General features: G+C 62.6%; 26 protein-coding genes. 7 read left to right on the plus strand and 19 right to left on the minus strand.

What is annotated here, in order from left to right:
• The first annotated feature begins 1 nt into the window (after position 1).
• Positions 2-232: a hypothetical protein gene (locus CLG96_RS13065; protein WP_107968403.1), complete on the plus strand. Its 231-nt coding sequence runs from the start codon at positions 2-4 to the stop codon at positions 230-232.
• 4 nt (positions 233-236) lie between these two features.
• Here CLG96_RS13065 and CLG96_RS13070 read toward each other — a convergent pair whose 3' ends face one another.
• The 18 genes from CLG96_RS13070 to CLG96_RS13155 are packed head-to-tail and all read right to left on the minus strand — an operon-like array spanning position 237 to position 18,223.
• On the minus strand, positions 237-2,939 hold the full coding sequence (locus tag CLG96_RS13070; RefSeq protein ID WP_107968404.1) for a conjugal transfer protein TraG N-terminal domain-containing protein: 2,703 nt from the start codon (positions 2,937-2,939) through the stop codon (positions 237-239).
• 35 nt (positions 2,940-2,974) lie between these two features.
• Complete coding sequence (locus CLG96_RS13075) at positions 2,975-4,399, minus strand: conjugal transfer protein TraH (RefSeq protein ID WP_107968405.1); 1,425 nt, start codon at positions 4,397-4,399, stop codon at positions 2,975-2,977.
• Position 4,400: 1 nt separating this feature from the next.
• A complete protein-coding gene (locus tag CLG96_RS13080) occupies positions 4,401-5,237 on the minus strand; it encodes a conjugal transfer protein TraF (protein WP_107968406.1) in 837 nt (278 codons plus the stop codon).
• Complete coding sequence (locus CLG96_RS13085) at positions 5,218-6,912, minus strand: conjugal transfer protein TraN (RefSeq protein ID WP_107968407.1); 1,695 nt, start codon at positions 6,910-6,912, stop codon at positions 5,218-5,220. The genes CLG96_RS13080 and CLG96_RS13085 overlap by 20 nt, the downstream gene beginning before the upstream one ends.
• 14 nt (positions 6,913-6,926) lie before the next feature.
• On the minus strand, positions 6,927-7,691 hold the full coding sequence (gene trbC, locus CLG96_RS13090) for a type-F conjugative transfer system pilin assembly protein TrbC (protein ID WP_107968408.1): 765 nt from the start codon (positions 7,689-7,691) through the stop codon (positions 6,927-6,929).
• The gene (gene traU / locus CLG96_RS13095) at positions 7,688-8,653 is read right to left on the minus strand and encodes a conjugal transfer pilus assembly protein TraU (RefSeq protein WP_423828206.1); all 966 of its coding nucleotides are present in this window, start codon (positions 8,651-8,653) and stop codon (positions 7,688-7,690) included. Before traU ends, trbC begins: the two co-directional genes overlap by 4 nt.
• A 59-nt stretch (positions 8,654-8,712) precedes the next feature.
• Positions 8,713-9,354 carry a type-F conjugative transfer system protein TraW gene (gene traW, locus CLG96_RS13100; protein ID WP_107968410.1) on the minus strand — a complete coding sequence of 214 codons (642 nt, stop codon included), beginning with the start codon at positions 9,352-9,354 and terminating at the stop codon, positions 8,713-8,715.
• Between the two features lie 2 nt (positions 9,355-9,356).
• Positions 9,357-9,881 carry a S26 family signal peptidase gene (locus tag CLG96_RS13105; protein ID WP_107968411.1) on the minus strand — a complete coding sequence of 175 codons (525 nt, stop codon included), beginning with the start codon at positions 9,879-9,881 and terminating at the stop codon, positions 9,357-9,359.
• Positions 9,868-10,275 carry a type-F conjugative transfer system protein TrbI gene (locus CLG96_RS13110; protein ID WP_107968412.1) on the minus strand — a complete coding sequence of 136 codons (408 nt, stop codon included), beginning with the start codon at positions 10,273-10,275 and terminating at the stop codon, positions 9,868-9,870. Before CLG96_RS13110 ends, CLG96_RS13105 begins: the two co-directional genes overlap by 14 nt.
• On the minus strand, positions 10,272-10,667 hold the full coding sequence (locus CLG96_RS13115; protein ID WP_107968413.1) for a hypothetical protein: 396 nt from the start codon (positions 10,665-10,667) through the stop codon (positions 10,272-10,274). The genes CLG96_RS13110 and CLG96_RS13115 overlap by 4 nt, the downstream gene beginning before the upstream one ends.
• Before the next feature lie 33 nt (positions 10,668-10,700).
• Positions 10,701-13,247: a type IV secretion system protein TraC gene (traC, locus tag CLG96_RS13120; protein WP_107968414.1), complete on the minus strand. Its 2,547-nt coding sequence runs from the start codon at positions 13,245-13,247 to the stop codon at positions 10,701-10,703.
• Positions 13,247-14,041 carry a conjugal transfer protein TraV gene (locus CLG96_RS13125; protein ID WP_107968415.1) on the minus strand — a complete coding sequence of 265 codons (795 nt, stop codon included), beginning with the start codon at positions 14,039-14,041 and terminating at the stop codon, positions 13,247-13,249. The genes traC and CLG96_RS13125 overlap by 1 nt, the downstream gene beginning before the upstream one ends.
• Positions 14,034-14,915: a DsbC family protein gene (locus CLG96_RS13130; RefSeq protein ID WP_107968416.1), complete on the minus strand. Its 882-nt coding sequence runs from the start codon at positions 14,913-14,915 to the stop codon at positions 14,034-14,036. The genes CLG96_RS13125 and CLG96_RS13130 overlap by 8 nt, the downstream gene beginning before the upstream one ends.
• Complete coding sequence (locus CLG96_RS13135; protein WP_107968417.1) at positions 14,912-16,249, minus strand: TraB/TrbI/VirB10 family type IV secretion system protein; 1,338 nt, start codon at positions 16,247-16,249, stop codon at positions 14,912-14,914. Before CLG96_RS13135 ends, CLG96_RS13130 begins: the two co-directional genes overlap by 4 nt.
• Positions 16,242-16,994, minus strand: coding sequence for a type-F conjugative transfer system secretin TraK (locus CLG96_RS13140; RefSeq protein ID WP_107968418.1), 753 nt, complete (start codon positions 16,992-16,994; stop codon positions 16,242-16,244). Before CLG96_RS13140 ends, CLG96_RS13135 begins: the two co-directional genes overlap by 8 nt.
• Positions 16,994-17,566 carry a type IV conjugative transfer system protein TraE gene (locus CLG96_RS13145; RefSeq protein WP_107968419.1) on the minus strand — a complete coding sequence of 191 codons (573 nt, stop codon included), beginning with the start codon at positions 17,564-17,566 and terminating at the stop codon, positions 16,994-16,996. The genes CLG96_RS13140 and CLG96_RS13145 overlap by 1 nt, the downstream gene beginning before the upstream one ends.
• Positions 17,567-17,578: 12 nt before the next feature.
• Entirely contained in the window at positions 17,579-17,866 is a 288-nt protein-coding gene (gene traL / locus CLG96_RS13150) for a type IV conjugative transfer system protein TraL (protein ID WP_107968420.1), read from the minus strand.
• Between the two features lie 27 nt (positions 17,867-17,893).
• On the minus strand, positions 17,894-18,223 hold the full coding sequence (locus tag CLG96_RS13155) for a hypothetical protein (protein WP_107968421.1): 330 nt from the start codon (positions 18,221-18,223) through the stop codon (positions 17,894-17,896).
• A 347-nt stretch (positions 18,224-18,570) separates the two neighbouring features.
• On the opposite strand from CLG96_RS13155, the gene CLG96_RS13160 reads away from it, so the two are divergent.
• Together CLG96_RS13160 and CLG96_RS13165 are read left to right on the plus strand one after the other, a co-directional pair.
• Complete coding sequence (locus CLG96_RS13160) at positions 18,571-19,032, plus strand: transcriptional regulator (protein ID WP_107968422.1); 462 nt, start codon at positions 18,571-18,573, stop codon at positions 19,030-19,032.
• A 50-nt stretch (positions 19,033-19,082) separates the two neighbouring features.
• A complete protein-coding gene (locus CLG96_RS13165) occupies positions 19,083-19,316 on the plus strand; it encodes an AlpA family transcriptional regulator (protein ID WP_107968423.1) in 234 nt (77 codons plus the stop codon).
• A gap of 173 nt (positions 19,317-19,489) precedes the next feature.
• On the opposite strand, the gene CLG96_RS13170 is transcribed toward CLG96_RS13165, so the two are convergent.
• Positions 19,490-20,404, minus strand: a complete 915-nt coding sequence (locus CLG96_RS13170) for a BrxR family helix-turn-helix transcriptional regulator (RefSeq protein WP_107968424.1) — start codon at positions 20,402-20,404, stop codon at positions 19,490-19,492.
• Between the two features lie 123 nt (positions 20,405-20,527).
• Here CLG96_RS13170 and CLG96_RS13175 point away from each other — a divergent pair, with 123 nt between their 5' ends.
• Genes CLG96_RS13175 through CLG96_RS13190 form a run of 4 tightly spaced genes read left to right on the plus strand, consistent with a single transcriptional unit; the run spans position 20,528 to position 25,907 of the window.
• Entirely contained in the window at positions 20,528-21,634 is a 1,107-nt protein-coding gene (locus tag CLG96_RS13175) for a ComEC/Rec2 family competence protein (RefSeq protein ID WP_107968425.1), read from the plus strand.
• Positions 21,634-23,847, plus strand: coding sequence for a Mov34/MPN/PAD-1 family protein (locus tag CLG96_RS13180; protein ID WP_107968426.1), 2,214 nt, complete (start codon positions 21,634-21,636; stop codon positions 23,845-23,847). Before CLG96_RS13175 ends, CLG96_RS13180 begins: the two co-directional genes overlap by 1 nt.
• The gene (locus CLG96_RS13185; RefSeq protein ID WP_107968427.1) at positions 23,840-25,081 is read left to right on the plus strand and encodes a patatin-like phospholipase family protein; all 1,242 of its coding nucleotides are present in this window, start codon (positions 23,840-23,842) and stop codon (positions 25,079-25,081) included. Before CLG96_RS13180 ends, CLG96_RS13185 begins: the two co-directional genes overlap by 8 nt.
• Positions 25,068-25,907 carry a ComEC/Rec2 family competence protein gene (locus tag CLG96_RS13190; protein WP_107968428.1) on the plus strand — a complete coding sequence of 280 codons (840 nt, stop codon included), beginning with the start codon at positions 25,068-25,070 and terminating at the stop codon, positions 25,905-25,907. Before CLG96_RS13185 ends, CLG96_RS13190 begins: the two co-directional genes overlap by 14 nt.
• The last annotated feature ends 168 nt before the right edge of the window (positions 25,908-26,075 follow it).

The following is a 26,075-nucleotide window of genomic DNA, read 5'->3' on the forward strand; positions in this document are numbered from 1 at the left end:
GATGAATGCGATCATGACCAAGTTTGACTTCGAAACTGCCGAGCAACATCGGTCCCAGAAGTGGGAAGGGCTGTCTGAAATCGATCAGGCGATCCGTGACAATCGCCTGATGGAATATCGGATCAAGAAGTCATGGGCCGATCCGTGGTCGCGAGCCCTGACGGTTGTAGTCCTCCTTTTGCTCGCGATCTTCGCTGGCTTTGTGCTCTATTGGGATGCCTTGAAGGGCTGACGCTTCACCACTCTTTGACATCATCGGCGGCCTCAGCACTTGCGCCCTGTGCTCCCTTTGTGACGGCATCCAGACGTCCTCGTGATCCGCTGATCTTCTGGCGACCGGCAGCCTGAGCCCTCTGAACCTCATCATGGATATTGCCGGCGTCCACCTGTGGCACTGTGCCAGAGCCCCCTCCGCCAGTCTGCGCGCGCCCGCGTACTGATCCGGCGCCAGAGATAGCCGGACGGGACACGGGCTGTCCGGGGGCCAGGACCAGGCGATCTTCGATCCCGTCGCGAAGCTGCTCGGCATAACCTTCAATGAACTTGGCCTGCAACGCTTGGCCTTCAGGGCTGAGCTGGAAGGTCACGTCGTCGAACCGAACATTGCCGTAGAAGTCTCGGTTGCGTTCGATCTCGGCCAATCCCCATTCACGGTAGGCTTGGGACAGATTGAGGCTTCCCGCCGCGCTGTTGCCCTTGAAGAACGATGCTTGGCTTTCGAGGCGGTTAGCAAGTTCCTCGGCGCGCCTTGCCTCGCGGCTGTAGCTTTGCGCTTCGGTGAGGGACGCGTTCATGCCGCTTGCCGAGCTTGAAATTGAGGAGCTGCTAGAGGTGCTGACTGATCGAACGAAACCGTCGCGGGTACTCGACCAATTCCTGCTGTCGGACATCTGGGCCAAGCTGCCGAAGATCCGCGAGCGGTCCTCCGACGCAATGCCAATGTCGCTGTCGGTCCACGCCTGGTTTCTCCCGCCCTTGGCGCCGATGTTGGCGGAAGCGACTCCGTTCGTCACGCCAGCGCTCGCGCCAGCTTCCCCGTTCAAGAACCAAGCTACGGTGATGTCGTCCGCTGCCCTGCGCGAGAGACCGAACTGCCGTTGCAGATTGGTGGAGGCCTGATCGACCTCGCTGAAGGCGGTCTGGATGCTGTCGGAGTTGGACGTGCCGGTTGCGCTTTCGAAAGCCGAGCCGCGGCTGAACTGATCTCTCAATTCCCGGAACCTTGTCACAGCGCTGGCGGTCGATTCCGTCGCGACATTCGCATAGCTCTCGCTGTTCGAACGAGCCTGCGATGCCATTGTTGACAGGCGCGCGGTGAACTCCTGGCCCAAGCTCGGCGTGAAGGGGTAGCTCGAGTTCGGGATTTGGTCGTAGCTGCCTTCGGGAAAGCTCGTGGTCATCGAGCCTGTCTCGCTGAAGGTTCGGGTCTGAGCGGCGCCATAGGTAAAGCTCGGCGCGATCATCCCCTGCGCGAATTGCCGGGTCAGTACGGTCGAGTTCTCGAAGCTCGTATTCCCGAGCGCGACGTTGCCGGTGCTTGCCTCGCGCGCGGCCTCTTCGGCGGCATTCTGGCTCGGATTGAGATAGCTGGTCGCGTGGTGCGAAATAGCCATCGCGCCCTTGGCGACCCCGCCGGCGAGAAAGGGCACCGAGGCTATGAGGTAACCTGCCAGAAGCCCGATATCGCTGTTGACGTCGGCCATGCCGGTGAAGCTCGCAAGACTGAGGCCATTGGATCCGGCGACCGCGGTCATGTCGGTGGCGCCCTTGTACATCAGCATCATGTGCAGGATCACGAAGAGCGGCCCCCAGGCGGCGAGATAGAAGAAGCCGGTGATATAACCCTTCAGGGCGACCGGGCCGCTCTTGGGCAGCAGGAACAGCGGAAAGAGGACCGGAAAGAGGGCGTAGAACAGAACCGTCAGGACGATGTTCAGGAGCGGCACCCACTTCATCGCGTTGCTGGCGATCGAGTTATAGGTGCGCTCGGTCTGGATGTCGGCGCGCGTCTGGGAATAGACGTCGACACTCGACGCCCCGCTGCCGCCGGCCATCGAATGCATCGCCTGGCTCATCGCGTTGATCGTCAGCGTCTGCTTGAAAATTTCGGTCGCATTGGCCGAGACGCCGCTCAGATACTGGTAGGCCACGGGCAGGTCTGCGAACAGTTTGGCCTTGGCGAGCGCAGCTGTCTGGTTGGGATAGAGCTGGCGGCCGAAAACGGTGCCTATGTCGTCGACAAGGCCCGCCCACTGATTGTTCAGCGCATCATAGGCTTCCCGGCAGGTCACGATGCTCGAGGTTACCTGGCCCGAGGTCGCATCGCGGGTCAGGAAGCGCTGTGCCCGGGCCTGACTGCCCGGTGCGATCGTTGCCCAAATGTCGTTGGATTCGGCGAGCTGCTTCATCGAATAGCGGCCGAGCAGCACGTCGTAGAAGACGCATTGCCGGAAATGCTCGTCGAGGTTGGCGGCAAATTCGGGATCGGAGATGCGTAGCGAACGCGTGGCGTCATAGAGCCTGGCGCCATAGATCATGCCGTTCTTGGAGTAATTGAGATCGCCGGGTAGGCCGAACACGACCTCGGCCGAGCCGGTGAGATAATCGCCCACCTGGCTGGTGAAGCTCGCCATGAGCGCGAGACCCAAGGGCACATTGCTGACATTGGCCGGAGCAAGACCGGGGTTGAGCCGGTCGGTCACATGGACGTCGAGACGCGGCACCATCAGGCAGGAGTAAATCAGGGTCGCGCCCAGGAACCAGTTGATCCAGGCGCGCCAGTCCTGATTGAAGGCGAGCGTGAGGGCGGACAGGCCGAGGCCCATTACCATGACGACCTGAAGCAGGCTCTTGTAACCGCCATTGCCGGTCCAGGCCGCGACCGCCTGAAACACGTTCACCAGATAATCGCCGCCGCCGACCGTGAAGATTTCAACCATGTCTCGTGTCCCGCTTGGGTATGCGCTCTGGGGAATCAGTGGGTGAGGGCGCGGTTCTGGACGCCGCGCGACCAGTCGAGCGAGGCGGCCATGCCCGGAGACAGGGAGGCTGCGAGGACGTTCTCGATGAACGCCGTCTTCTCGATGATCTGCATGATCGCGTTGACCTTGAGGTGCGTGTTCGCCTGCCGGTCGGCGAGCGCCTGGCGCACCACGTTGACCTGACCCTGCCACATGGCGATCTTCGCCTCGTCCGCGCCGATGAAGCCCGACATCGAGCGGCCGGCCTCCCCGACGATGCGGTCGAGAACGGCAAACAGCAGATCGACGCTTGCGATTTCGGCCAAGGTCTCACGATCATCAGTCGGCATGCCGCGGCCATAGGCCGCCTGCACCGTCAGGATCTTGTAGAGCGGCGCCGACGAGACCTGCAGCAGTTCCTTCTGCGCCTCGGTGATTGCCGTATCGTCGCGGATCGCCTGGACCATGCCGGCGATGAGCGCGGAGACACGCGGCCGCAGGGCCTTCGAGGCCGGCAGGCTCAGCGACTTGAACCCCGGATCAAGGCACTTGTCGGGCTCGTCGCAATGAAAGATCAGGACATTGCTGCCGCTCGTGCCATCGAGCAGCGACGTCACGAGAGTGGATGAGGATTCCCCGACGATCGGCACGAACTTGCCCGGCTCGTCATCCTTGGGCGGCACATAGATGATCGTGCCGAGGAGCGTCATGGCGTATTCGGCAAGCTCCTGGTCGAACGTGCCGTTCGGCGAGAAGAACGCGGACTTCTTAAGGATGGTCCAGGTGTAGTTGCGCGCGACGCCCGTGTTGACGTCGTCATACTTCCCTGCGCCCTGGGCGGTGGTACTGGCGCGCTGGCCTTTGGTCCCGCAGCCGTGCTTGGCGGCCGCATAGTCAGTGAAAATCCCCTCCGAATTGCCGATCGCCTCGCAGATCGCCTTGTCGGCGAGATCGCCCTTGGGCCAGATTCCGCCCACCAGACCTTGGGCCAGCTCGCAGCTGTTGATATTGAGATTGTTCATGAGCTGAGCCTTCTGGCTGAACTCCTGCATGATCTTCGAGCACTCGGGGCAGACCGTGTCGATCGCCAGGCTGAAGGCAAAGCCGACGGCGTTGTTCGCGACCGCCTTCAGCATGGCGACGATCTCGCTCGCGTTGATGAAGCTGAAGGAGCCCGCAAAGATGTCGATGCCGCCGCAGCCGGCGCGGGCGCGTGGCAGTTGCAGGTTCGCGATATTGGTCGTCTTCTGCGGGAAGCGCGTCCAGATGTTGCCAAGGCTATAATAGCCCGCCGACTGCCCCTGGAACGCGGTCGGGCCGTTGACGTTCGCCGCGCCGCCGACATCGTTGAGGAACGAATCCATCGAACTGCCGACGTCGGCGGAGACGCTAGCGAGGGGGAGGGTGGCCGCGACGATCGCGGCGATGACGCGGTTCATCCTAGTAGTCACGTCCGGCTTCCTTCGATGTGAGGAGATAGATGCGGTCCTGAAGCTCGTCGGCGGACATCACGCCGTAACCGATCGGAATCGCCTGACCCTTGGCGGCATCCCACAGCACGACGGCCGGGGTGATCTTGGGCTCGAGCCCCATGCGGCTCCGCTGGTTGGTCTCGACCGTGTAGGTCGGGAAGTGCCGTGAGGGGCCCCCATCGGTCGAGATCGCGCGTACGGTGATATGCCAGGTCGTGGCGACGCTTTGCACGATCGGCGACATCACCTCACAGGCGCCGCAGCTCTGGGCGAAGAAATAGAACAGCCCGTAGCGCTCGGACAGGTGCGCCATGACAGCATTGCGCTCCGCGCCGCGTGCATCCTGCCATTGGCGCTTGCCGAGCGTCGAAACCGGCCTCTGCAAGGTATAGTCGAGGTCCGGATCCTGCCAGATGGCGCGCTGCCAGACATCGCTGAAGAGCGATGCCCGGTCGAGTTGCTCGCGTTGGAAACGGATATAGGCCGTTACATTGGCCGGCGTCGGCTCCATGATTGCCCTGGCCTTGAGTTCGCGAAGCTCGGCCGTGACCGCGTCGAGCTGGCTTGTCGCGCTCACGACCGGGGCCTGAACTGCCTTGTCGTGCTCGAGCGGTTTCGGTCTGGCGCAATAGAACCAGTATCCGAGCCGGCGCTCCGCGCAGTAGAAGCTATCCTGCCTGTCATCGGTCGTGACAAGCGGCGGCTCCTCGGCACCCGCCGGGGCGGCAATGAACGAACTGGAGGCGGTGATGGCGAGACAGGCTGCCAAAAGCCGCCGGCTCGCCTTACTGGCGTGCGCGGGCATAATAATCCTCGATCTTCTGCTGGATTTCTTGGGTTGCCTGCAATTCGTCAGGCAGGCGGGCGGCATCCGTGAACTCGGCGTAGACCTCGCTGAAATCCATTTTCGAGAGGTCGAGCCGGGCAAACTCGTCGATTGTGAAGCCGAGGCACTGCTCGGTCTTGGGCTTGCCCCAGGGCTTGTTCAGTTGCTGGCGGCCTTGCTCCTGCAGGATCCGCGAGAGCTTGGATTCAAAGCAGCAGTAGACCTTTCGTTTGGTCAGGCACACGCCGAGGAAGGAGGAAGAGCAGTAGGTCCCGACGTAGGCGCACAGGCCTTGCGCGTCCTTCTGATGGAGCAGCATCTCCTCGCGGCTACAGCCCAGCGCCACAAGCAACTGGATTCCCGGAATAAGCGGGAAGCCCTTGCCCTTGCAGCAGTTGAGCACGCCGAAGACCTTTGATGAGCAGGTCTCGCGCGTTCCCTTGAACAGGGTGAGATTGTCGGGATCGAATTCGCGGCGTGCCTGGTTCATCGCGTTCAAGGCGACGGCGGCATCCTTGAACTCGTCATTGGCCTCGCGCTGGATCGTCTCGCACGACCCATCGATGCAGTAGACATCGCCATCGCAGATGAACTGATTGGTGTTCGCAGGCTGATCTGGGACTGGACAATCATAGACCCGCTCCCAGGTCCGGCAGGGCTCGTCGGTCAGGCAGTCTTCGCGGACCAGATTGCAGCCCGGCGTGGTCTCGAGCGTCTGGCAATCCTGTGCCTGCGTGAACTTCGCGCAGGCGTAGCTGCGCGACCAGGCCCAGCACGGCTGGGTGACGGCAACGCCATCGACGATCCGGGTGACTGGATCGCTGTCGGTGCAGGTCTCGGTGTCCTGCTGACAGGTGCTGTCAGCGGCAAGCCCGGCGCACTGGCTTTCGTCGCGGGTCGTCGTGACGACATTCTCGCCGGTCACACTGGTCGGTGTCGCTCCATCGACAGCCGGTGAGCAACTGACCTGATCAATGTAAATGTCCGGAAAGCAGCCGCCAAAAGGGATGCAACCCAGCGCGAAGGAAGATGTGACTTTGCACTGGGGTGCTGGGTAATGATTGCAATTATAGATGCTCGTGGGATCTACGCCCGGTCCCCGGACACAGAAGTAGCCATAGACCTGCCGCTGCTCGACCTTGGCGGTCAGCGTGACCGGGCAAGTCCTGGTTTCCTGCGTTGCGGTATATCCCGTGTTGCAGGTGGCCATGTAGCGTCCCGCAGATCCGGACCCCGGAGGCAGTGGTACGCAGCGGCCTTGCGTGCCGCCGATGCCCATTCCGCTGGTATAGGAGAGCGGGTCTTCGCTGATGACCTTGCTGCGTGCGATCGCGGCGTCGAGGTCCTGCGGCGCGAAGCGGGCGCGCCGGTCCATGGAGTCCCGCATGGTCCTGTACCCGGTGCTCGTAGAAGTCTGGCTGGCGGCCTCCCGGCTCATCCGGTCGGGGTCGTCAAAATAGCCCGACTGTCCCGGCACGCCGCCGAAATTGGGAATGCGGCTCGCATCGGGATTTGTGGTTGCTGCACCCTGGGCCGCTGCGGCCTTGTCACGGCCGAAGGACTTGCCGTCCGCCTTTGCCGCATCGGTCGTGGTCTGGGCATGCAGCGGCCCGGCAAAAGTGAGGCAGGCGAGGACGAGAAGAAGCCGTTTCATGGGCCATAACCTTTTCACTGAGGCGCTCGTTCGAGGCGGACAAGGTGCTGGGCGGCGAGCAGCGCTCCGGGGCCGCCGCCGCGCGCAAAGGTCTCCAGCGCGTACCCTGCGGTCACATTGCCGATCATGCGGTCGTGCGGTGGGAGAGGACCCACGCAGTCGAAGCCGTCGCACAGGTCAAAGTCGCTGCTGGTGACGACATAGGCAGGGACTGCCTCGATCCCGAAAGCGCGAAATAGCCGCGGATCGATCCCTACGCCGTCAAGCTGCTCGCCCGGCTTCGCGACTTTCGAAAGCGCGGCCGTCAGAGCCTTGGCGCTGTTTTGCGGCAGCCCGCGAAACACCACCACGCCGCCAGCGCGGGCGACATCGTCGATCATCGCGCGAAGTGCGGCAGGCGGCATCGAGGTGCTGGCAAAGGCGATGAACCGCGGCGCCTGGCCCATGTTCTCGCTCGTCATGGTGCTGGCATCGGCGAGCATCTTGTCGAAATCGAAGGTGCTGTCGCGGCCGGGCCGCTTGGCTTTCGCCGCTTCGCTGACGTAGCGCTTGCCATGAGCCTCGGCGCTTGCCGCGCTCGCCTTGGCCTCGTCTGCCAGCTTTTCAGCGCGCGCTCGCGCGCTGGCCGCCAGGGCATCGGCTTCGCCAGCCTGCATGGCCGCCCGCGCACGGATGGCCTCGAGATCGAGGTCGGAGCCAGCGGTTTGGGCAGCGGCGCCAGCGAAAGCAGCCGCGCCTGCAAAGCACGCGATTACGGCAAGATGGGGAAGAGTTTTCATAGCGCGCAACAGTTCCGCTTGCGCCAGACCAGATAGCCCATGTCCTCGCCGATGGCGGGATAGACCTGACCTGCCGACATGAAGGTGGTGGAAGCGCCAATGGGTGCGCAGGCATAGCGACCCTTGGTCTGCGGATTGGGATTGGTGGCTTGGAAGCGGTATTGCTGCTTGCGCATCACCGGCATCAGGTACTTGCCGCAAAGCCCCTTGCTGCCCATCGTTCCCCAGGACACCAGTTCGCGGTGGAGCTTGTAGGAGAAGCGGGCGAGTGCCAGGCGCGAGGCCTGAACGTGGCCGATTGTGGCCGAGACATTGCCGTTCAGCGGATACATCGTCCCCTGGCAGCCGGCGCACCAGAACAGTTCGTCGGTCGGCAGCTTGGCGGTGGCCGCAACGCAATCGGCAGCGCAGGCCGCCAGCGCCAGCGGATTGGCGAAGAGCACGGCCTCGGGATTGATGATCGCGGTGAGTTCGCTGTCCTGCCACAGCGGATCGATCTCGGTGATGTAGAGGATGTCGATCGAACCGGACTCAAGGCACAGGAAATCCGCGACGATCTCCATCCAGTAGATCAGCGGATAGGCGTACCAGTGGACGTGCCACTGCGAGTTGTACTGGGTCGCGCCGCCGACGGCCGAGGGTCCGGCCATCGATTTGAAGCCGATGTCGAAACCCGGATCGAGCTTCATCCCGCCAAGATTGACGAAGCACCACGGCTTCATGCTGACATCGGCGAGCCGGACCGGCTCCCAGAATCCCATGGCGATGCCGGGTCTGAGACCGCAAAGGCAGACCGGGAGGGCAGGGTTGCCCGTGTCCGGTCGGCTCGAAGGCCAGATCTTCAGGCCCCCGATCGAGATGGGAAACAGGCACGACCAGCAGATGTCGGTGATCGGGTTGACGAACTTGCCCGTGCAGCGACCAGGTCCGGCCGAAGCCTGGGCAGGCGTGCTGGCCATCATGCTCACGCTGCCGAGCAACAATGCGCTGCAAAACCATGCAAAAAGGCTTCGTTTCGGTTTCATGATGGTGACCGCTCCTGCGGCTTGATGGGTGCCTCGGTGATGACGAGGGCGCGGCCTTGCTGTTCGACCGTTGCGGGCACGGCGCGAATGCCGAAGTGCTTCACGAGGTTGCCGCCCTGGTCGAAATAGAAGCGGCGCTGGCGGGCCTTCATGAGTTCAAGCGGGGCTCCGCGAACCAGGATGAGTTTTGCGCGTGTGGCCCCATAGCGCTGCGCCGCCCAGGCGAGTTGGGCCGGGTCATCGCCGTCGAGAAAGACAAGGGACTGACGCAGCGGGACTGTATCGAGTGGATTAACCCGCGTGCCCGCAGTAATGATGACCCGGCCCTTGTCGTCGGCAATGTCACGCTCGACCGTGATCGTTGGATCGAAGCGCCAGACGCGCGTTGCAGATGCCGATGTGATGCCGGCGACGGGCTCGGGCCGATTGACCCGCGCGATCGTGCGTCGCTTCAGTTCCTCGTTAAGCCGCGCGGTCTCGCCGGTCGCTTCCAGATGCTGGAGGCGAGCATGAATCTGCTGAAGCAGGTCGGGCTCGATCACCGGCCAGACCGTGCCCTGCTGACCGTAATCACGGGCCGATGCTTGGGCGGCGACGATAAGCGCCAGCGCGGTTGCGCAGATGGGGAGGGTGCGCATCTTCACAGGATGGGCCTCCCCACACCGAGGATGCGCTTGCGGCAGATCCAGCCAATGGCGGCATAACGGCTGTCGAAGCCGTCCTTGTGCTCGGTCGTCACGAAGTAGCAGCCCTTGGGCACTGCGCCGGTGGGGCCGAGCGCCAGCGCTTCGCCGAGGCGGCTGTTGAGCTTTGCCTTGGCGACCAGCTTGCCATTGACGAAGAAGGCGCGGTCGTTCTGGGTTACGATGTCGCCAGGCACGCCGCTGACACGCTTGCCGAAGGGCTTCGGCTCCTTGCCGAAATGCTTTTCGAGCAGGGGCGAGGCCGGCGGATCGAACAGGATGATCTCGCCGCGCTGAGGAGTGGCACCGCGATCGAGCCAGATGGCCCAATAGGGCAGGCTCGGGCTTGCGTTGATCATCAGCGCATGGTCTTGGCCAAAGGCAGCGAGCGACGAGAGCGCCAGCGTGGCAGTGCCAAGCCCACCCCAGAGCGCCAGGCGCCGCGACGTGGATGATCGGAACAGGATATCAGCGGCGCGCATCGGGAATGGCTCCCATCCGGCGCTCGACATCGATGCGCACGGTTTCGGTGAGGTCCGGGGTGCTGCCGGCAACCACGGCTTCGGCGACCAGGACCGTGCGTCCGTCGTGCGCCAGGCGCTGGACGGACGCCTCGACCGCCTGGAGGTAGGCTTGCACCCGCTGCTTGGTTTCTTCCGGCGGCCGCCCGGTGCGAGCTTCGGCTTCGATGAAGTCGCCCATGATGCGGCTCAGTTGCACCGTCACGACCTCGCGCTTCCGCAGATCGAGGAGTGATTGGGTCGCCCAGACTCCCCAGAGGGTTGAACCGAGCATGCTCAACGCAAGCGCAATCGCAGTTAGGTTGAGCCCCGAAAACCGCCTCGAAATGCTTGATGTTGCCAGAATGTTCTTCACAGCTTTTCCTCCCGGAGTCCTTCGGCGATCTCGTTGAGAAAGCGCGGCATGCGCCAGATCGCGATCAGCGTGGCGAGACCTACGGCTGCGAACTTGAGCTCTTCGACGAAGCTGGACTGCCGAACGGGGTCGGCGGACAGAAAGCGGTCCGCGAGATTGGCGATTTGCGCGAACAAGAGATCCATGCTGCCGCCCGAAATCATCAGGAAGAACAGCAGCGGCAGGCCGAGCGTCATCAGATAGGTCGAGCCTAGAAAGCCGCCCGCCTTCACGAGAATGTAGCAGGTGTCAGCGGCGTGGTGGCGCCAGGTTTTGCCGGGCGGAAGGTCGAGATCTTCGTCCAGCGGGGCATCCTGTGCCCGGTCGAAGGGGGTGACGACATGGAGAGGCATGAAAACGGGAATCCTTGATTGGGAGATGAAGTTTCAGGTGCGATTGGCGAAGGCGATCCGCTCGATCGCGTCGGCGAGCTGGTGGCCGCGGGCAATCTCCGCATCGATCGCGGCAAAGGTCTGGGGCGAACTTGAGAAGAGTGTCGCCGAGTAATCATCGAGCACGAGCCGGCCGATGGCCTCGGTCTCCGGCCCCTTGATGAAGACCTCCGAATAGTCGCTGCCCGAGCGCTTGAGGCTGCGGATCAAGGTCTCGGTACGGTCGTCCATGTCTAGACGTTTCGACGCCTTGAAATCAGCGATGGTCTCGGGCTTCTGCTGGAGGATCAGCATCCAGTCGCTGTTCTCGAGTGCGGCCGTGGCGCCATCGGACTTGTAGTAGTCGTTGAGCGACTGGGTGGCGGTCGCAAGCGCGCCACCATATTTGCGGCAGGTGCGGGCATAGGTCTCGACGAACTCACCCATCGAGCCGCCCTTCAACATCGACCAGGCCTCGTCGATCAGCAGCAGCTTACGTGTCGAGCGCGGGCTGCGGGTCATCGCCTGGCTGGTCATGAACATGATGGCGGACAGGACGACGGCGCGCAGTTCCTCGCGGCTCGCAAGATCCGACATCTCGAACACCGTGAAGTCCGCATCGAGGTCGAGGCTCGCCTGACCTTCGAAGAAGGCACCGTAAGTGCCCCCTGCCGTGAAGGGGGCGAGGGCAGTGGCGAGATTGCCGGCAGCCTCAGTGCCGCGCGCAGCCAGAGCGTCGCCCACGCTGGTGATGCTCGCGTCGGCGCCATGTTCGTTCCAGACGGTATTGACCGCCCGGTCGATGAGGCCGCGTTCGGTGTCGGTGAGCTTCGCACTGTGCCGGGCCATCTGGCCCACGATTGCCTTGATCATGCCAAAGCAGTCGAGACGGTAGTCCTCGTCCTCCTCGGCGCGGACGACATCGATCATCGAGAACGGATTGAGGCAAAACCCTGCCTTCATCGTGAACTCGACAAATCGTCCGCCCTGAAGCTTGACCGAATGCTCGAAGCTGCGGCCATCGTCGATGACCACCACCTGCGCGCCGGCTCCGCGCAGCGCCGCGCACATTTCCTGGAGCAGCACCGACTTGCCCGAACCTGACTTGCCGCAGATCGCGACATTGTGGTTGCCCGCTTCGTTCTCGAACGGCGACCAGAAGAAAGGCTGGCCGCGGCGGCCGACGAACAGCAGGTGCGGGTGGGTGCTCCCCAGATATTCCCCCTGCATCGGGGCGATGTTGGCGGCCGTCGTCGACAGCACGGTCTTGAAGCGTTTCAGGCGCTCCATGTCTGCGCCGAGGCCATCGGCCAATGTCAGCGGCATGGCGGCGAGCAGACCCTGGACTTGAAGATAACGCTCGTCGGCAAGGTCCCAGCCTGCCGCCTTGTAGATCGACTTGATCGCCCGCTCGTGCCGGTCGCCATGGCCCAGCGGCGAGAAGGTCGTGAGACCGTAGAAGACCCGGACAAGCCGGCGGCCTTCCTGGAGTTCGGACTGAACGTGCTGCCACTCGGCAGCCTGCTCGCCGATCCGCGGCAGGAAGCGGGCGCTGCGTGTGCCCGCCAGGCTGGTCGTGCGCATGAACTTGAACCCCGCTTTCGCCGCAGCGGCTTCCTGGTCGGGATAGACGAGGCAGAGCATGGTCGCGGTGGGACAGGGAAAACGCAGCTTGTCGGTGAAGAGATCGCCGATCAGTCGCGCGCACTCCCACGGCGCCCAGCGCTGCGGCATGTTCCGTGACGCAAAATGCCTGACGTCGAAGGCATCGGGGTAGACGGTGCCGATCTCGGGAACGCCGTCATTGATCTTGCCTGTCGCACGGAAACGCTCGGTCCTGAGCTGCATCCGGTCTTCGTGCACGACGAGTTCGATGTCGTGGCGGATGGCCTGCGCGGCAATCGGATCGTTGGGATTGTAGGGAACCGCATCGTCTTGCGGCGCGGTCGTCGGCGAAGTCAGGTCGTCGATCACGCCGATGAGTTCTTGCGGTCCCACTTCGGCAACGCCGAGGTTCAGGGACTTCAGCATCGCGATGAGGCCGTCGCGGGTCTGCTTGAGCTCCTCGTTGCTGGTTGCCTTGGAAGCGGGAACGCCGACCGACACGATCACCTGATGGTGGCGGGCATGGAAGGGCGCATCTGCGGAACCCGACTGCCAGACGAGCCCGTAAAGCCGCTTTGCCCGGTGCCGGGCGATCGCCTCATAGACGCCGCCCTGAATATAACGCGGCGCGAACCATGGCGCGACAATCCGGCTGATCCGGGGGCTGGCGAGGTGCAGCACCTGGAGGCAGGCGCCCGCCGGAAGCCCTTCGGAAAAGAACTGGCCGAGGATTTCGCCTGTACGTTCGTCGGCCCCGATCAGCGGCGTCACCGAGAGGATGAAGCCCTTCGACCGTGCGTTGAAATAGAGCCGGCTATGCGGGTCGTAGACACGATAGGGCAGCCAGTCCGACAGCATGTCCAACATGAGGTGCGGACGGTCCTTCTCGGCATGTTCGGCATCGCCAAGCAGGCCGGAGAGCACGCGGTCGATAATCGACTTCAGCTTCTCGGCCATCACTTGTGATCCTTGTTGGGTGCGGCGGGCTCGGTGGTCTTGGCCGCGGAGTGCTTGGCGATCGCCGCCTGGATGGCCTCGATGCTTGGGAAGGTTGGCGATGCAGCCTGCCCAAGAGGCCGAGGGGTCCGATCATGCGGGGGAGGAGACATGTCGAACCCCTCGACCGCCGGTGCCTTGGCACCGGCTACGGCCTCGCGCGCCGTGGAGGGGAGGGCCAGCGGCGAGGCAACGGGGGAATCTAGGTTGGGCGGGGCGGCAAGCGAAAAGGGCGAGGATTGGGGTAGGGGATCGGCCCCTACGAGCGGTGCCGCATCGTCCTGTGCTGCATCCGCGTTCTGCGCGGGTTCTACGCTCGCCGCGTCAGCCTTTTGCTGAGCTGATTTGAGCTGGCGCCGCAACTGGCGCATCAGCGGCGGAGCGGTTTCCTCGCCCACCTTGCGCCGCAGTTCCGCGGCCCAACGCGGATTTTCGATAACAGTCCAGGCGACGGCTTCATCGTGAAGCGTCCCCGCCTCATCGACATGCGCCGGAAACACGATCTTGAGGGTGCGCTCGGCCGTGCGTGTGGTGTCCCCGCCTGCAACCCCGGCCCGGACACGGGCGAGGTCATGCGGTACGGCGCCATCCTCGACCACAGCGGTGGCACGCGCATCGATCACGTGGGAGGGCGCGCAATCGCCCTTGGGCGCGCGGCAGGTGAAGTCCCCTTCGACATTGGTGCCGAAGGTCGCGCAGCCGCTGACCAGGGCCGCAAGGCAGGCGCAGGCGAGAAGGCGCAGGGGATTAGCCATGAGTTTTGTCCTTTGTGATCGAGAGAGCAGCGGTGCCGCTCAGGAATGCCCGCAGCGCAGCCGCAGGGCGGAAACCTTCGAGGACGGCGCCGTCGGATGGCCGGACGATGACCGGGGTGCCGCCAAAGCCGTGGGCCTTGGCGAATGCCTCGTTGGCATCGAGCCCGCTTGTGTCGCAGGGCTTGGGGTTGGCGAGTGCCAGCCCTGAATAGGCCATGTGCAGCGCGACTTCGGGCCGGGCCGAGCAGATCACGCGCTCGGCATCCTTTCGGCTTTCCGCGCCGAAGATTGAAATCGGCCTTTCCTCGACCCGTGCGCCGATCGCCTTCAGCTCGGCTTCGAGCTTCTTGCAGTAGCCGCAGTGGAAGTCGGAGAAGACAACCACTCTGGGGCCGCCCGCCGGTCCCCAGCTAATCGCGCCGTTGGCGGGCAGCCCGGCCAACGGAACCCGGGTCGGCATGCTTGCGCGCTGTGGAGGAGGCGCATCCTCGTCGCCCGGGCGCCGGGCGGCACCTGCGGCGAGCAGGTCGGGATTGAGCGCCAGCAACCGGGCTGCCGTCAGGTCCTGGCGCGCCTCCATGTCATAAACCCGCCCGATGACGAGATATTTGGCCGCCCGATCGACGTAGAAGAGCGTCGACTTCGAAGCGACTTCGCATAGGCCGCCAAGGCCTTTGCAGTTGATCGCGTCGATCGGCGTCTTGGGCAGGCGCAGCTTGAGCGCTGCTCGCACCTTGGCGGTGTCTGGGCCGCTTGCCGTCGAGGCGAGACTGGCCACGCCCCAGCCGGTGGCAGCAGACAGGGTAATGAGGGCGGCAATGCCTGCGGCCGGACGCAGCCAACGGCTTGTCCGTTGCTTGGGGGCTTCAATCATCGGGAATTCCTCACGTAAACGCCGTCCAGAAAGACGATTTCGACATCGATGCCGGTCGGCATCTCGACGACGGGCTGGTATTGTTCGGCTCGCTCGATCAGATATTTGCTGACCGTATCGGCCGCGTCCGCCGCGCCCTGGCCGAGCCCGCCACCGACAATGTCTCCGGCGGAAAGTTTGGAGCGACTGCCGTCGGGATTGGTGGTGACCCCGGAAAAGACGCTGTTCGAGTTGGCGGAGAAGCCCCGGCCGAACCCGCCGATGATCCCGGCGAGAAGCGCCTGGCTGACAAGACTGCCTTCACGGCTGACGACGCGCCCACGCACGCCGGACTTGCCGGCAAAGCTGATGAAGCCCTTGACCTCGGAGACGGCCACACGCCCACCGGGCTGGTCGCAGGTCATGCGCGCCAGCTTCACATAGACCTTCTCCGATGAGAGATCGCCGCGCGCCGCGCCATTGACCACACAGCCCTGGATGCGGGTTGTGAGCATCTTGCCGTTCTGCAGGACCGAGCGGGCAGGTCCCGTAATCCTGAGGACAACAGGAAGCGGGTCGGTCTGGCTGGCAACGCCGGCCGAAGCATCAACCCCAACGATCACGCGGGCTGATGCGTAGGAGTTGGGCGGCAGATAGTCGGGCGAATCCTCGACCACGACCGGCGGAGCATCTGGCCTTGCCGCCTTCAAGCCGCCTGTGTTTGCCTTCTCCGAGGTAAAGCTCATCAGCTTCACTTCACCGGGAGAAGGGGCCATCGCCTCTCCGCCAACCGAAGTGCCGGCGCCCGCCTGCGGCGGCGTCGTTGTGCGGCCTCGCGCGTCATAGCCACCTGCCTGCGGGCCATAAGCCGGTGCAGGCGGTGTCGCCGCCGGGGCAGCGGGCTGGGCGGAAAGCCGGGACTTGAGGTCCGCATTCTCGGCCGAGATCGCATCGATCGCCGCCTGGCCATCGACCCGCATCGCCTGGTTCTCGGATTTGAGGGCAGCAAGTTGGGCTTCGACTTCGGTGCGGGGGACCGCCGCATCCTTGAGAGCCTTCTGCTCGCGCGTCACCGCGTCGAGGCGGTTCCCATAGGTCGCGACAAATTCGCGCTGCGAAAGGTCGCGGTTGACGAGGCCTGCCGTTTCGATGGTCTGGGCCGCATTGGGATCGCTGGACTTCGCCTTGTCGTCGCCGCCCAGGATGAACCAGCTCCCGCCGACCAGAGCAATCGCGCCGAGGGAGCCAAGGAGTAGCTTCTGTCGCCGTGCAGTGCGGGCGTTGAGTCCGGTCACTTCCGATGGCGAAGCAGGCTCGGCCTGCAGGGGCGCCGGTTGGTCTTGGGTGTCAGTCATGGCTGCTCTCCCCATTCGCGCCGACCACGAAGGCCGTCGTGCTGGTGCCGGGTTCGAGCACCGGGTTGGCGATCGAAACTGCGAGGGTGTCCTTAGGGGCGAGATCGCTCGCGCTGAGGGTAAGGCTTTTGCCGCCGCGGTTGGTGACGCGGATGACCTTTCCGGCGAGGCTTGCGCCGCGATAGTCGGCGACGAGCTGGATCTCGAGATTGCCGACCCGTGCCGGCAGGGCCGACGATTGCCGCACTTCGAAGCCTTCGATCGTCCGGTCATTGGCCATGGCCTGGACCAGGCGCACCGCACTGGTGGAGAACGGCGTTTCGCTTTCCCAGCGCGCGGCATCGCTCTTCGCGATCGCAGGGTTCGTGATGAAAATCTGCGCCGCAGGGATGCTCTCGATGCGGCAGGCGATCTTGTAGACGAACCCCTTCTTGGTCGTGGCAAAGAAGCTGATTGACCTCGCCGCGTAGGTCTCTGGGACCGACACGTAGATGTCGCCGCGCAGCGGTTCATTGGTGACCGCGAAATCGTTGTACGGCGTGCCCGTAGAGATCTTCGAGACGCTGGCGAACTGATCATCGACCAAAGCGAACCGGGTCAGTTCGTGAGCCGAGACGGAGCAGTCGATGCCGGCGCCGTCGGCGGCCTGCTTGAACTGATCGGCAAATGCGGGATCGGCGATGAATGCCGCCATGGGCGCGAAGGCAAGAGCCAAGGCCCTTGTCCTGCGGGATCGATGAGCCATCACTTGGCCTCCTTGGACTTGTCTTGTGGGGGAAGCTGGACGAAGCCCGAGAGTGCGAGGCGCAGCCCGCGATAGGTCCAGTTGAAGCGGAACCGGCGCTCGTCACTGGCGATGACCTGCGCGCCAACAAAGGTCTTGAGCGTTCCGCTCACCTCGGACGTCAGCCCCTTCGGATCCACCGTCATCGAGCGAATGACGAAAGCCTGGGTGACATCCGAGCCGCGCTGTTCCTCGACGATGCGAACCAGGTCAGCCTTGAGGCTCCCGTAGCTGCCGGGATCGGCGAGCTTCAGGATTTCGTTCATCCAATAGTCGAGACCCTCGGGGCTCCGGTTCAGGAGAACGAGTGCGGTGTCGCGGGTAACGAGTTCGAGATAATCGGCCTGAACGCCTGCGCTGGTTACGGTCAGTTGCTTGGGCAGCGTCGGGAGCAGCACGACCTCGCGGTCGCGGGTCGCGGCAAGGCTTGTCGCGACGACCAGTGCCAGGCCGAGACCAGTGCTGGTCAGCGCCAGGAGGTTGCGTTGGCGCAGCAGGGACTGCTGACGTTCATGCGAAATGTCGGCAAACATGGGTCTCTCCCCTCAACCGGCAAGCAGGCGGCAGTGGGAAGGCGGCGTCGACCTCAGGCCCAGAAATCCGGCCGGCAGATACCAATATGCGGCATGGGCTACCCAGGAGCTGGCGCGTCCTGCTTTTGCCTTTCGCAGCGCGAACCAGGCGCCGAAGGCGACAACAATGCCGATGAAGATATGCTGGCTGAGGATTCCCCAGGTGAAGGGGACAATCATCCCGGCAAACTCGTCGATGGTCCAGAAGCCGATGAGCTCTGGATCGTCGAGCCGACGGGGAATGATGTAGGGGTCCGTCATGACGACGCGCCTTCCCGTGCCCGACCGTCAGATGACCGCGGTCACGACCGAAGTGACGATCGGGACACCCGTGCCGACGCCGATGCCGACACCGACCGGAACCGCGACCTGCCCGAGCGAGAAGCGCCCCGAAGCGAGGCCGATCAGGCCGCCCGCGAGGCTGAGGACGGTGATGATCTTGCCGCCCGAGCCTTCGAGAAAGTCCGTGAACTTGGTCAGCGCCGGGGTGAAGGTCGTGTCGGCGCCGGCATAGGCAGCGCTGGCGGCGAGTGCGGCCAAGGCAACGGGAATGGCAAGATTGATGGCCTTGCCGAGGCCATTGGCACCGATGCGCCGGGGGAGGGTGAGGGACTGCATATGGAGCTCCGTCTGGAGGGGTGAACACAGCGTCTTTCGTTCGCTGTGTGTTCCACATGCATCTAGGAAATCGTTGTAGGAAAGGCCGGCGCGTTCAACCTGCCTCTTGGCGGAAGAATATGGACGGATCGATTTGATGTTGTCGGCGTGTTTGGCTGAAAACAGCGGATATTCCGTTAGATTGTGACGGAGTTTTCCAGCCTTACCCGCGTCGATCGCCGACGACTCGAGGTCTGAGACCGATTCGCCTATAAACGAGATGTTCCTTATGTGTTCTTTTCATTTTCCTACATGGGAGTGGCCGGGATATGGCTGCGACTCATCGCTATCAATGAGGAGAATCAGCCATGCATCAAACCCCATCCGCCAACGGTCAGGCAAACGACAGTCTCGCCCGAATCCTGGCGCACGCTGTCGAAGCAGCCGACAAGCCGAGGCACCAGATCGCGCGAGAGGTCGGCATGCACAGGGAGACTTTGCTGCGTGTAATGCGTGGCGAACGACCGATCGGGCTCGATGAAGCAGCGTGCATTCTTGTCGTTTGTGGCGCCTTCCCACGGGCGAGCATGATCCTTGCTCTGACGGGGCAGGAGGACCTCGCGTGCGAGTGGATGCGCAGCGAGATGGGCGAGTTTTTGGAGGAATTCTTTAGCGCACTGCCAGTCCACCTTGAGCGAACTCTGGGACGCAGGATCGCTGATTTGAGGCCGCGTTGGGCGAATGGCACCTCGCAACTTGTCGCGCGCATGCTGGCGAAGCACATCGACGATTTTGCCAACCGCGACATTGCGATGTCGCTGCCACGTTGATCCAAACCGCCTCGGAGGGGACCGAGCTTTCATGACAACAGGAATGACCAATGACCGCTGCGCCCCAGAACAAAGTTTCCCCTGGCCCCTGTGACGAGGCGGTGCCTTCGCCTGCCCGGCTTCTGCGCTTGCCAGAGGTTATGGCTCGGGTCGGAATGAAGCGCTCCGCCATCTATCAGCGCATGAGCGAAGGCAGGTTCCCGAAATCGCGATCACTTGGCCCGAAATGCGCCGTGTGGGTCGAAGCAGAGATCAATGCTTGGATTGCCGAAGTCACTTCCTAAAGTCGGTGAATTTTTGGATTCCTGCACTTCCAGACCCTCCCGGTCGCCCCCCAGAGCGATGGTCCCGACCACCGTTCATGCAACCGGACGTCTCGCGCCTACGTTTATCACCAAGCCTCGAACAAGCGCCGCGATGACCGCCGCAATCTCGATCGCTGGATCATGGCCGCCAATCAGTCCAGAAGATGCCCTGCTTCCCTCAATCCTGCTAATGTCCGGCCTCTAGCATCTGCACAGGCCGCATCGACCTCGCCTTTGTTCAGTAGCACCAGCTGTTGCCGCGCTGGGTCCAGAGTGAGATCGAGATTCAAATGCTGCACCGCATAAAAGGCCATTGCGGCGCGCACGGGCAAGTGCAAGCGGCCGCGGGCCATGTTGTATTCCTTGGCTAGCGACCTGCGGGGGCCTTCGCCGAGCTCGGGATTAGGCACGAGGACAAGTTCGATCTCCGTGGTCCACTCGAAGTCCAGTTCCGGATCGACCGTCGATGGTGAGAGCGAACCCATCTGGGTCATTCGCGAGAGCACGAAATCGCGGAAGCACCGGTTCTTTGGACACCAGGCGCGCGCATGCCAGCGTGTGCCATCATGGCCCAGCGCATGGGGACTGATGCTGCGTTTTATGGCCGCAGGGCGCTTTACGGACTGGTACTCGATGTCGATCGCCGATCGAGTGCGGATCGCTTCAAGGATCCAGCGCACAGTTGTCGTCAGAACGCTCCGACGGGGAATTGGCGCGACGCCGATTGGGGGTAACTCCGAGAACCAGGTCTCCTGCGGCTCCACTGATCCGGTGCCGATCGCCGCCAGCTGGAGGAGCGGGCGGTCGGCCAGCGGCTTAAGGAACTGGGGTTCGAAACCCGTGCCCGGAACGAACGTCTTCGCATTGCGGTCGTAGCGGAGATTTTCTGGTGCTATTTTCTCATAGTGTTGCAGGTCAGCGGTCGCCTGCTGAACAGTGACGCCAAACCGTTCACTGATGTCGGCCCGGTTGATCCGGCCCTCCCAAATCAGCCGGAATTCGATGAACTCCAACCGCTGCGCGATGCTCCAACGGAGGGTCGATCCATCCTGCTCACTTTTTTCCATCGGCTATCCTTGAACGCTCGGGTTACCCGACACATATAGGTTTTTTGACGAGGGGAAAGGGGGGCATGTTCGTCCTGTCGCCCGATCGAAAGCCTTCGCCGCTCTGACTCCAGGGAGTTTCGAATGCCGGCTGTTACCTTCTTTCCAATCGGCAATGCTGACACATGCTTCATCGAGCTCGCGAACGGCCGGCGGGTCCTGTTCGATTTTGCCGACATGCACAATCCTGACGACAAGGACGACAAGCGCTGCGATCTTGAGAAGGAGATCCGGGACCGCTTGAATGGCGACAAGGAGATCGATGTCGTGGCGTTCACGCACCTCGACACCGATCATTGCAATCGGGCGAAGGAGGTGTTCTGGCTTCAGCACGCCGAGAAATATCAGAGCGACGACCGGATCAAGATCAAGACGATGTGGGTGCCGGCGACGGCCATCCTCGAGGAGGGCGTGAAGGGCCAGGCGCGTACGCTTCGCACCGAGGCGCGGTATCGCTTCGTCGAAAAGGGGGAGGGCATCCGGGTCTTCGGCCGGCCCGACGCGCTCGATGATTTTCTCAAGGAACGCGGGGTCGATCCGGCCAAGCGGCGCAACCTCATCAGTGACGCCGGCACGCTCTGCCCCGAATTCAACCAAGCCGCTGACGGCGTGGAGTTCTTCGTTCTGGCTCCCTTCGCCGATCATTGTGACGACGATACCTACAAGCGGAATGATACTGCGATCTTCATGCAGGCAACGTTCAAGGTCGACGAACGCCTCACGCGCCTCATTCTCTCGGCGGATTGCCCGCATGAAGTGATCGACGACATCGTTCGCGTCACCCGCAAGCACGGCAACGACGAGCGCTTGATGTGGGACATCAACAACGTACCCCACCACTCGAGCTACCTATCCCTGGGCCCGGACAAAGGCGACGAAAAGACAGAGCCTGTCGAGCGCCTCCGGTGGCTTTACGAGGAGCAGGGCCAGGACGGCGGCCTGCTAGTATCCACCAGTTCGCCGATCCCGGACAATGATGACAGTGACCAGCCCCCGCACCGGCAGGCCGCCAATTACTACAAGGGCGTCGCCAGTGAGCTAGGCGGGCAGTTTCTCGTCACGATGCAACATCCGAGCCAAAAGAGTCCGAAGCCGCTCACGATCGAGATTGGAAGCAAGGGTTATAGCGTGAAGAAACTGGCAGGGGGCTCGGCTGCCATCATTGGTGGCGCTGCGCCGCGCGCCGGCTGATGGAGAACGGCGGCAAGCCGGCGCCGCGTTCCCCGCGCGTCGTCGCTTTGATCAAATATATCGAGGGCAGCGTCGATTACCCGTTTGCTCGTATCGCGGCGCTCGATTTCTCCGGCGACAGCGACATTGTCGACCTGCTGATCGAGCCCGAACTGGTTCAGGATAGGGCGGTTGCCATCAGCGACATCGAGCCCGTCCGTCTCGTCTTCCCGGTCAGGGTCGATGGTCCGCCATCGGTCTTTTCGCAGCGCGCCGACTTTCCTCTCGATCTTGTCCATACGAACTATGAGCCGAGCGGTGATGGCCGTTGCCTCTGCATTTGGGAAGAGAACTGGCATGACCTGAGCCGTAACCTCACGGCCCAGCGCCTGATCGAGCGGATACGTGACTGGTTCTCACGCACTGCCAGCGGGGAACTTCATAATCCGGATCAGCCCCTAGAACCGATGATCCTCGCAACTTCGAGCACGCTGGTAGTTCCGCCAGGTCATCCGCCGACGGAATGGCACGGTGTCGTCGTGGAGGATGATGAGGATCGGCTCACGGCGGTTCTCGATGCGCGTCCGCGAAAAAATGGCTGTCGACCGGTTCCGTTCGCCATTTTCTCTCTCGAAGTCGAGCCGCAGGTTCACGGCGCTCTACATCACCGGCCCCGGGATCTGCAGAGGTTGCACGATCTTGTCGGGGAAATGGGGCGTGACCTGCTCGGGACGCTGGAGGCGTGGCTGTTTGAGCAATTGCCTCAGGGTGATAGAGTGATCGTACTGCTCATTTCGATCCCAAAACGCAGGACCGCGGATGGCGAGGTCGAAGCGTGGGAGCATTGGGCGTTCAGTCCGACCGAGAAGATCGAATCGCTGGCTCAGAGGCTCGGTCTTGTCGAACGGGATCCCGACACGGGGCGCTTTGGGCGCCTGCTGACCAAAGCCCCCGTTGAAAATCTCAGTGAGATTGCCCTCTATGGCTGGCGTGTCGTTCAACGCTTGGACCACGCGACGGCTCGCCTATACGCTGGCAACCCGGCCGATCGGGGCGTTTCCCTCGTCGGGATTGGCGCCGGCGCAATTGGCTCCAATGTGATGCTCAACACGAAGCATGCCGGCATCGGCAAATGGACCGTAATCGACAGCGATATCAATCTGCCCCACAATCTGGTCCGGCAGATTCACCCCGATGCCATGACGGGCTTCCCCAAGGCGGAAACCACAGCCCTACTGCTCGACACCTGTCTTGCCGAAGGCGGAGACACGCATATTCGGGCGAACTTCCTGGCCCCCGGGGCCGCTGTTGAGGCAGTGCGCGAAGCCGTGGGGGCCGCCGACCTCACCGTCGATTTCAGTGCGTCACCTTCCGTTCTGGGCGCGGTGTCCGACAACGCCGAAATCGCTCGGGCCGCAAGTTTCTTCTTCGGTCCAGATGGGCGAGACCTGGTGGTTCTCGCGGAAGACAAGGCGCGTGCCCTTCGTCTCGACGAGATCGAGGCATATTACTTCCTCTGCGCCGGAACCGATCCACTTCTCGCTGACCATCTCGCGTCCGCTCGCACTGACATGGTGCGCTATGCAAATGCTTGCCAGGATCTGACCCGTCCATTGCCCCCCTGGCAAGTTCAGGCCCTGAGCGGAATCGCTGCGGGGCGCCTGCTTTCGCTACTGGAAGAAGAGCAGGCAGTCGCATTGATTTGGCGCCTGGAGGCCGGGTCAGGGGCCGTGACGCCTATGGAACTCAATCTCAGGCCGGTTCGGCGGCATGAGTTCGACGATTTTAGGGTCACCGTTTCAGAGGCAGTGATTGAGACGATGCGGCGTCTGCGAGAACAGCGTGCGCCAAACGAAACAGGTGGCGTGCTGCTTGGCAGCTTCGACCTTTCAAGGCGGGTGCTGCACGTCGTGGCGGCGCTTCCGGCCCCACCCGACAGCCGGCAATCGCCGACCTATTTCATCCGCGGCGCCAAACACCTGAAGCCACTTGTCGAAGGGATCGAGGCGCGATCAGCCGGCTCGATCGTCTATGTAGGGGAATGGCACAGCCACCCCGACGGAGCCAAGGTCGAGCCAAGCGACGACGATGAGGTGGTCTTCAAGCATCTGGAAACGCATCTCGATCCGACGGGTGCTCCCTATGTGATGGCGATTTGCGGCGCGCCCGAGACCTGGATCCGGGCAGGCTGGCATTCTTGGCGCGTCGGCGAAGGAGCGATGCGGCATGGCTAACGGCGATTCAACGGTGGCTAGAACCGGGATTGCCTTGGCCTTGTCCGGCGGGGGCTCGCGCGCCATGGCTTTTCATCTTGGATGCCTGCGCGCGCTTCTCGATGCCGGCCTGCTCGACAGGATCACCGTCATCTCTTCCGTCTCGGGCGGCAGCGTGCTCGGAGCGCTCTACTGTCATACGCCCGGCGATTTTGGTGCGTTCGAGGCCAAGGTGCGTACGCTCCTTCGGCGAGGATTCGTGCGTCCGGCGATTTGGAAGATGCTCAGTACCGCCGAGGGCGCGAAGGCGCTCGTCTACTTCTTGGTGATCGCAGGCGACCGCTTGATCGCATTCCTGGTCAACCGGCTCTTGGCACTTTTTCACATCAAAGCCAGAACCCGGATCAGCTGGCTGAGGCAGTCGTTGATCCGCAGGCGCGCCAGCAGAACGACGATTTTGGGAAAGGTATTCAGTTCGATATTTGCAGGGGATCCGCTTTCCACCCTACGTTCCGATCGTCCGAAGCTCATTATCGTCGCCTGCGAACTGCAGACCAAGTCAGCGTTCTATTTTGCCGCCGATCAGGTTGCTTCATGGCGGTTCGGATCTGCGTCTCCGGACGACATCGAGATTGCCGATGCTGTATCGGCTTCTGCAGCCTATCCTCTTGCGCTTCCCGCGATCGATCGCCGGATCAGTTTTACGTCAAAGGACGGAGCTGTGTCGAAGAGACGGGTGATCCTCACCGATGGCGGCGTCTACGACAATCTCGGCCTTGCTCCGCTTTGGCCCGATCGTGACGCTTCGATCAGCTTCCACGTTAGCCAATATTCCCGGATCATCGCCTGTCGAGCCGGCTATGGGCTCGAAGCTGCGCCGGCCCCATCCTTGGCTGCTGCCCGCCTCACAGCTGCTTTCGAGAGCATTTTTGCCCGCGCGCAGAATTTCGCCATCAAGCGCCTGTTTGATCTCAAGGCTATGGGAGCGATCGACGACTTCCTGCACCCATATTTGGGGCAAAAGGATGAGCGGCTTGCCTGCCCTCCATCCGATTTTATCAGCGCCGACGAGGTCGCCGGCTACCCGACCGATTTTTCCGCCATGCCGGACGAGTGGATTGAGAGGCTCGTAAAGCGCGGCGAACAGGTCACACACGCATTGTTGACCGAGCATTGGTCGAGCTTCATGGCCAAACTCGACAGCAGCAACCAAAGCCGGCCATCCGAGAAGAGTGGGGGGGATGGCGACGCTTGAAATATTCGACGTCGAGCATGGCCAGTGCTCGCTCCTTTCCAGCGATTCGGGTGCCCATATGCTGGTCGATTGCGGTCACAATGGCGGCACCGGATGGCGTCCGTCCAGGATGCTGGGCGCAAGAAACATCCGGCATCTCGATGAGCTGGTCATAACCAACTATGATGAAGATCATGCCAGCGATCTGGTGAATGTCCGCCGCGCGGCGTCGATCGGTATCCTCACGCGAAATCCGACGGTTCTTGGGAACGACCTCTATGACCTCAAATCGAGCGGCGGCATGGGTGCGGGCATTCAAGCGCTCGCCGACATGACATGCGATTTCGGGTCGAGCGTCACTCGATGGCCCAACTATGACGGGATGACATATCAATGCTTCTATAGTGACTATCCCGGCGACTTCGTTGACGAGAACAATCTCAGCCTGGTCATGGCGATGCGTTGGCCGGCTGCCGGGCACTTGCCGGGGTTCTCAATTTTGTTTGCCGGTGACATGGAGGTGGCCGGATGGCACCGCCTGCTCCAGCGCCGGGACTTTATTGCCGAAATGCGTAAAGGCATCACTGTATTCGTTGCTTCCCACCATGGCCGACACAATGGCTATTGCCGTGAACTTTTCGATTGGACTGGACTGTCACCGGAGATTGTGGTCATTTCGGACGGAGGTATCCAATATGCCACCCAAGAGACGATTGCTGATTATCGCCGTCACGCACAGGGAATTGATTTCTGCGGTCAGCAGCGCCGGGTTTTCACTACGCGGCGTGACGGTCGCATCACGTTTACAATCCGACCAGGACAGATGGCGTTATTGAGCACCGGTTAGGCCGGCCCAATTTGACGGGTGGGTCTTGAAGCAGACGTCATCGAATTCTGCCCTGTCTCGGTTGGACAATCTCAGCCTGAGGCAAATTTATCATTTGCGACCTAGAGAACGCCTAGCGGCATTGTGGCTGAGCACAGGCCGAAACGATATAGACAGGTCGCCCCAGCG

It is taken from the genome of Sphingomonas oleivorans (assembly GCF_003050615.1).
Classification (GTDB): Bacteria; Pseudomonadota; Alphaproteobacteria; order Sphingomonadales; family Sphingomonadaceae; genus Sphingomonas_H; species Sphingomonas_H oleivorans.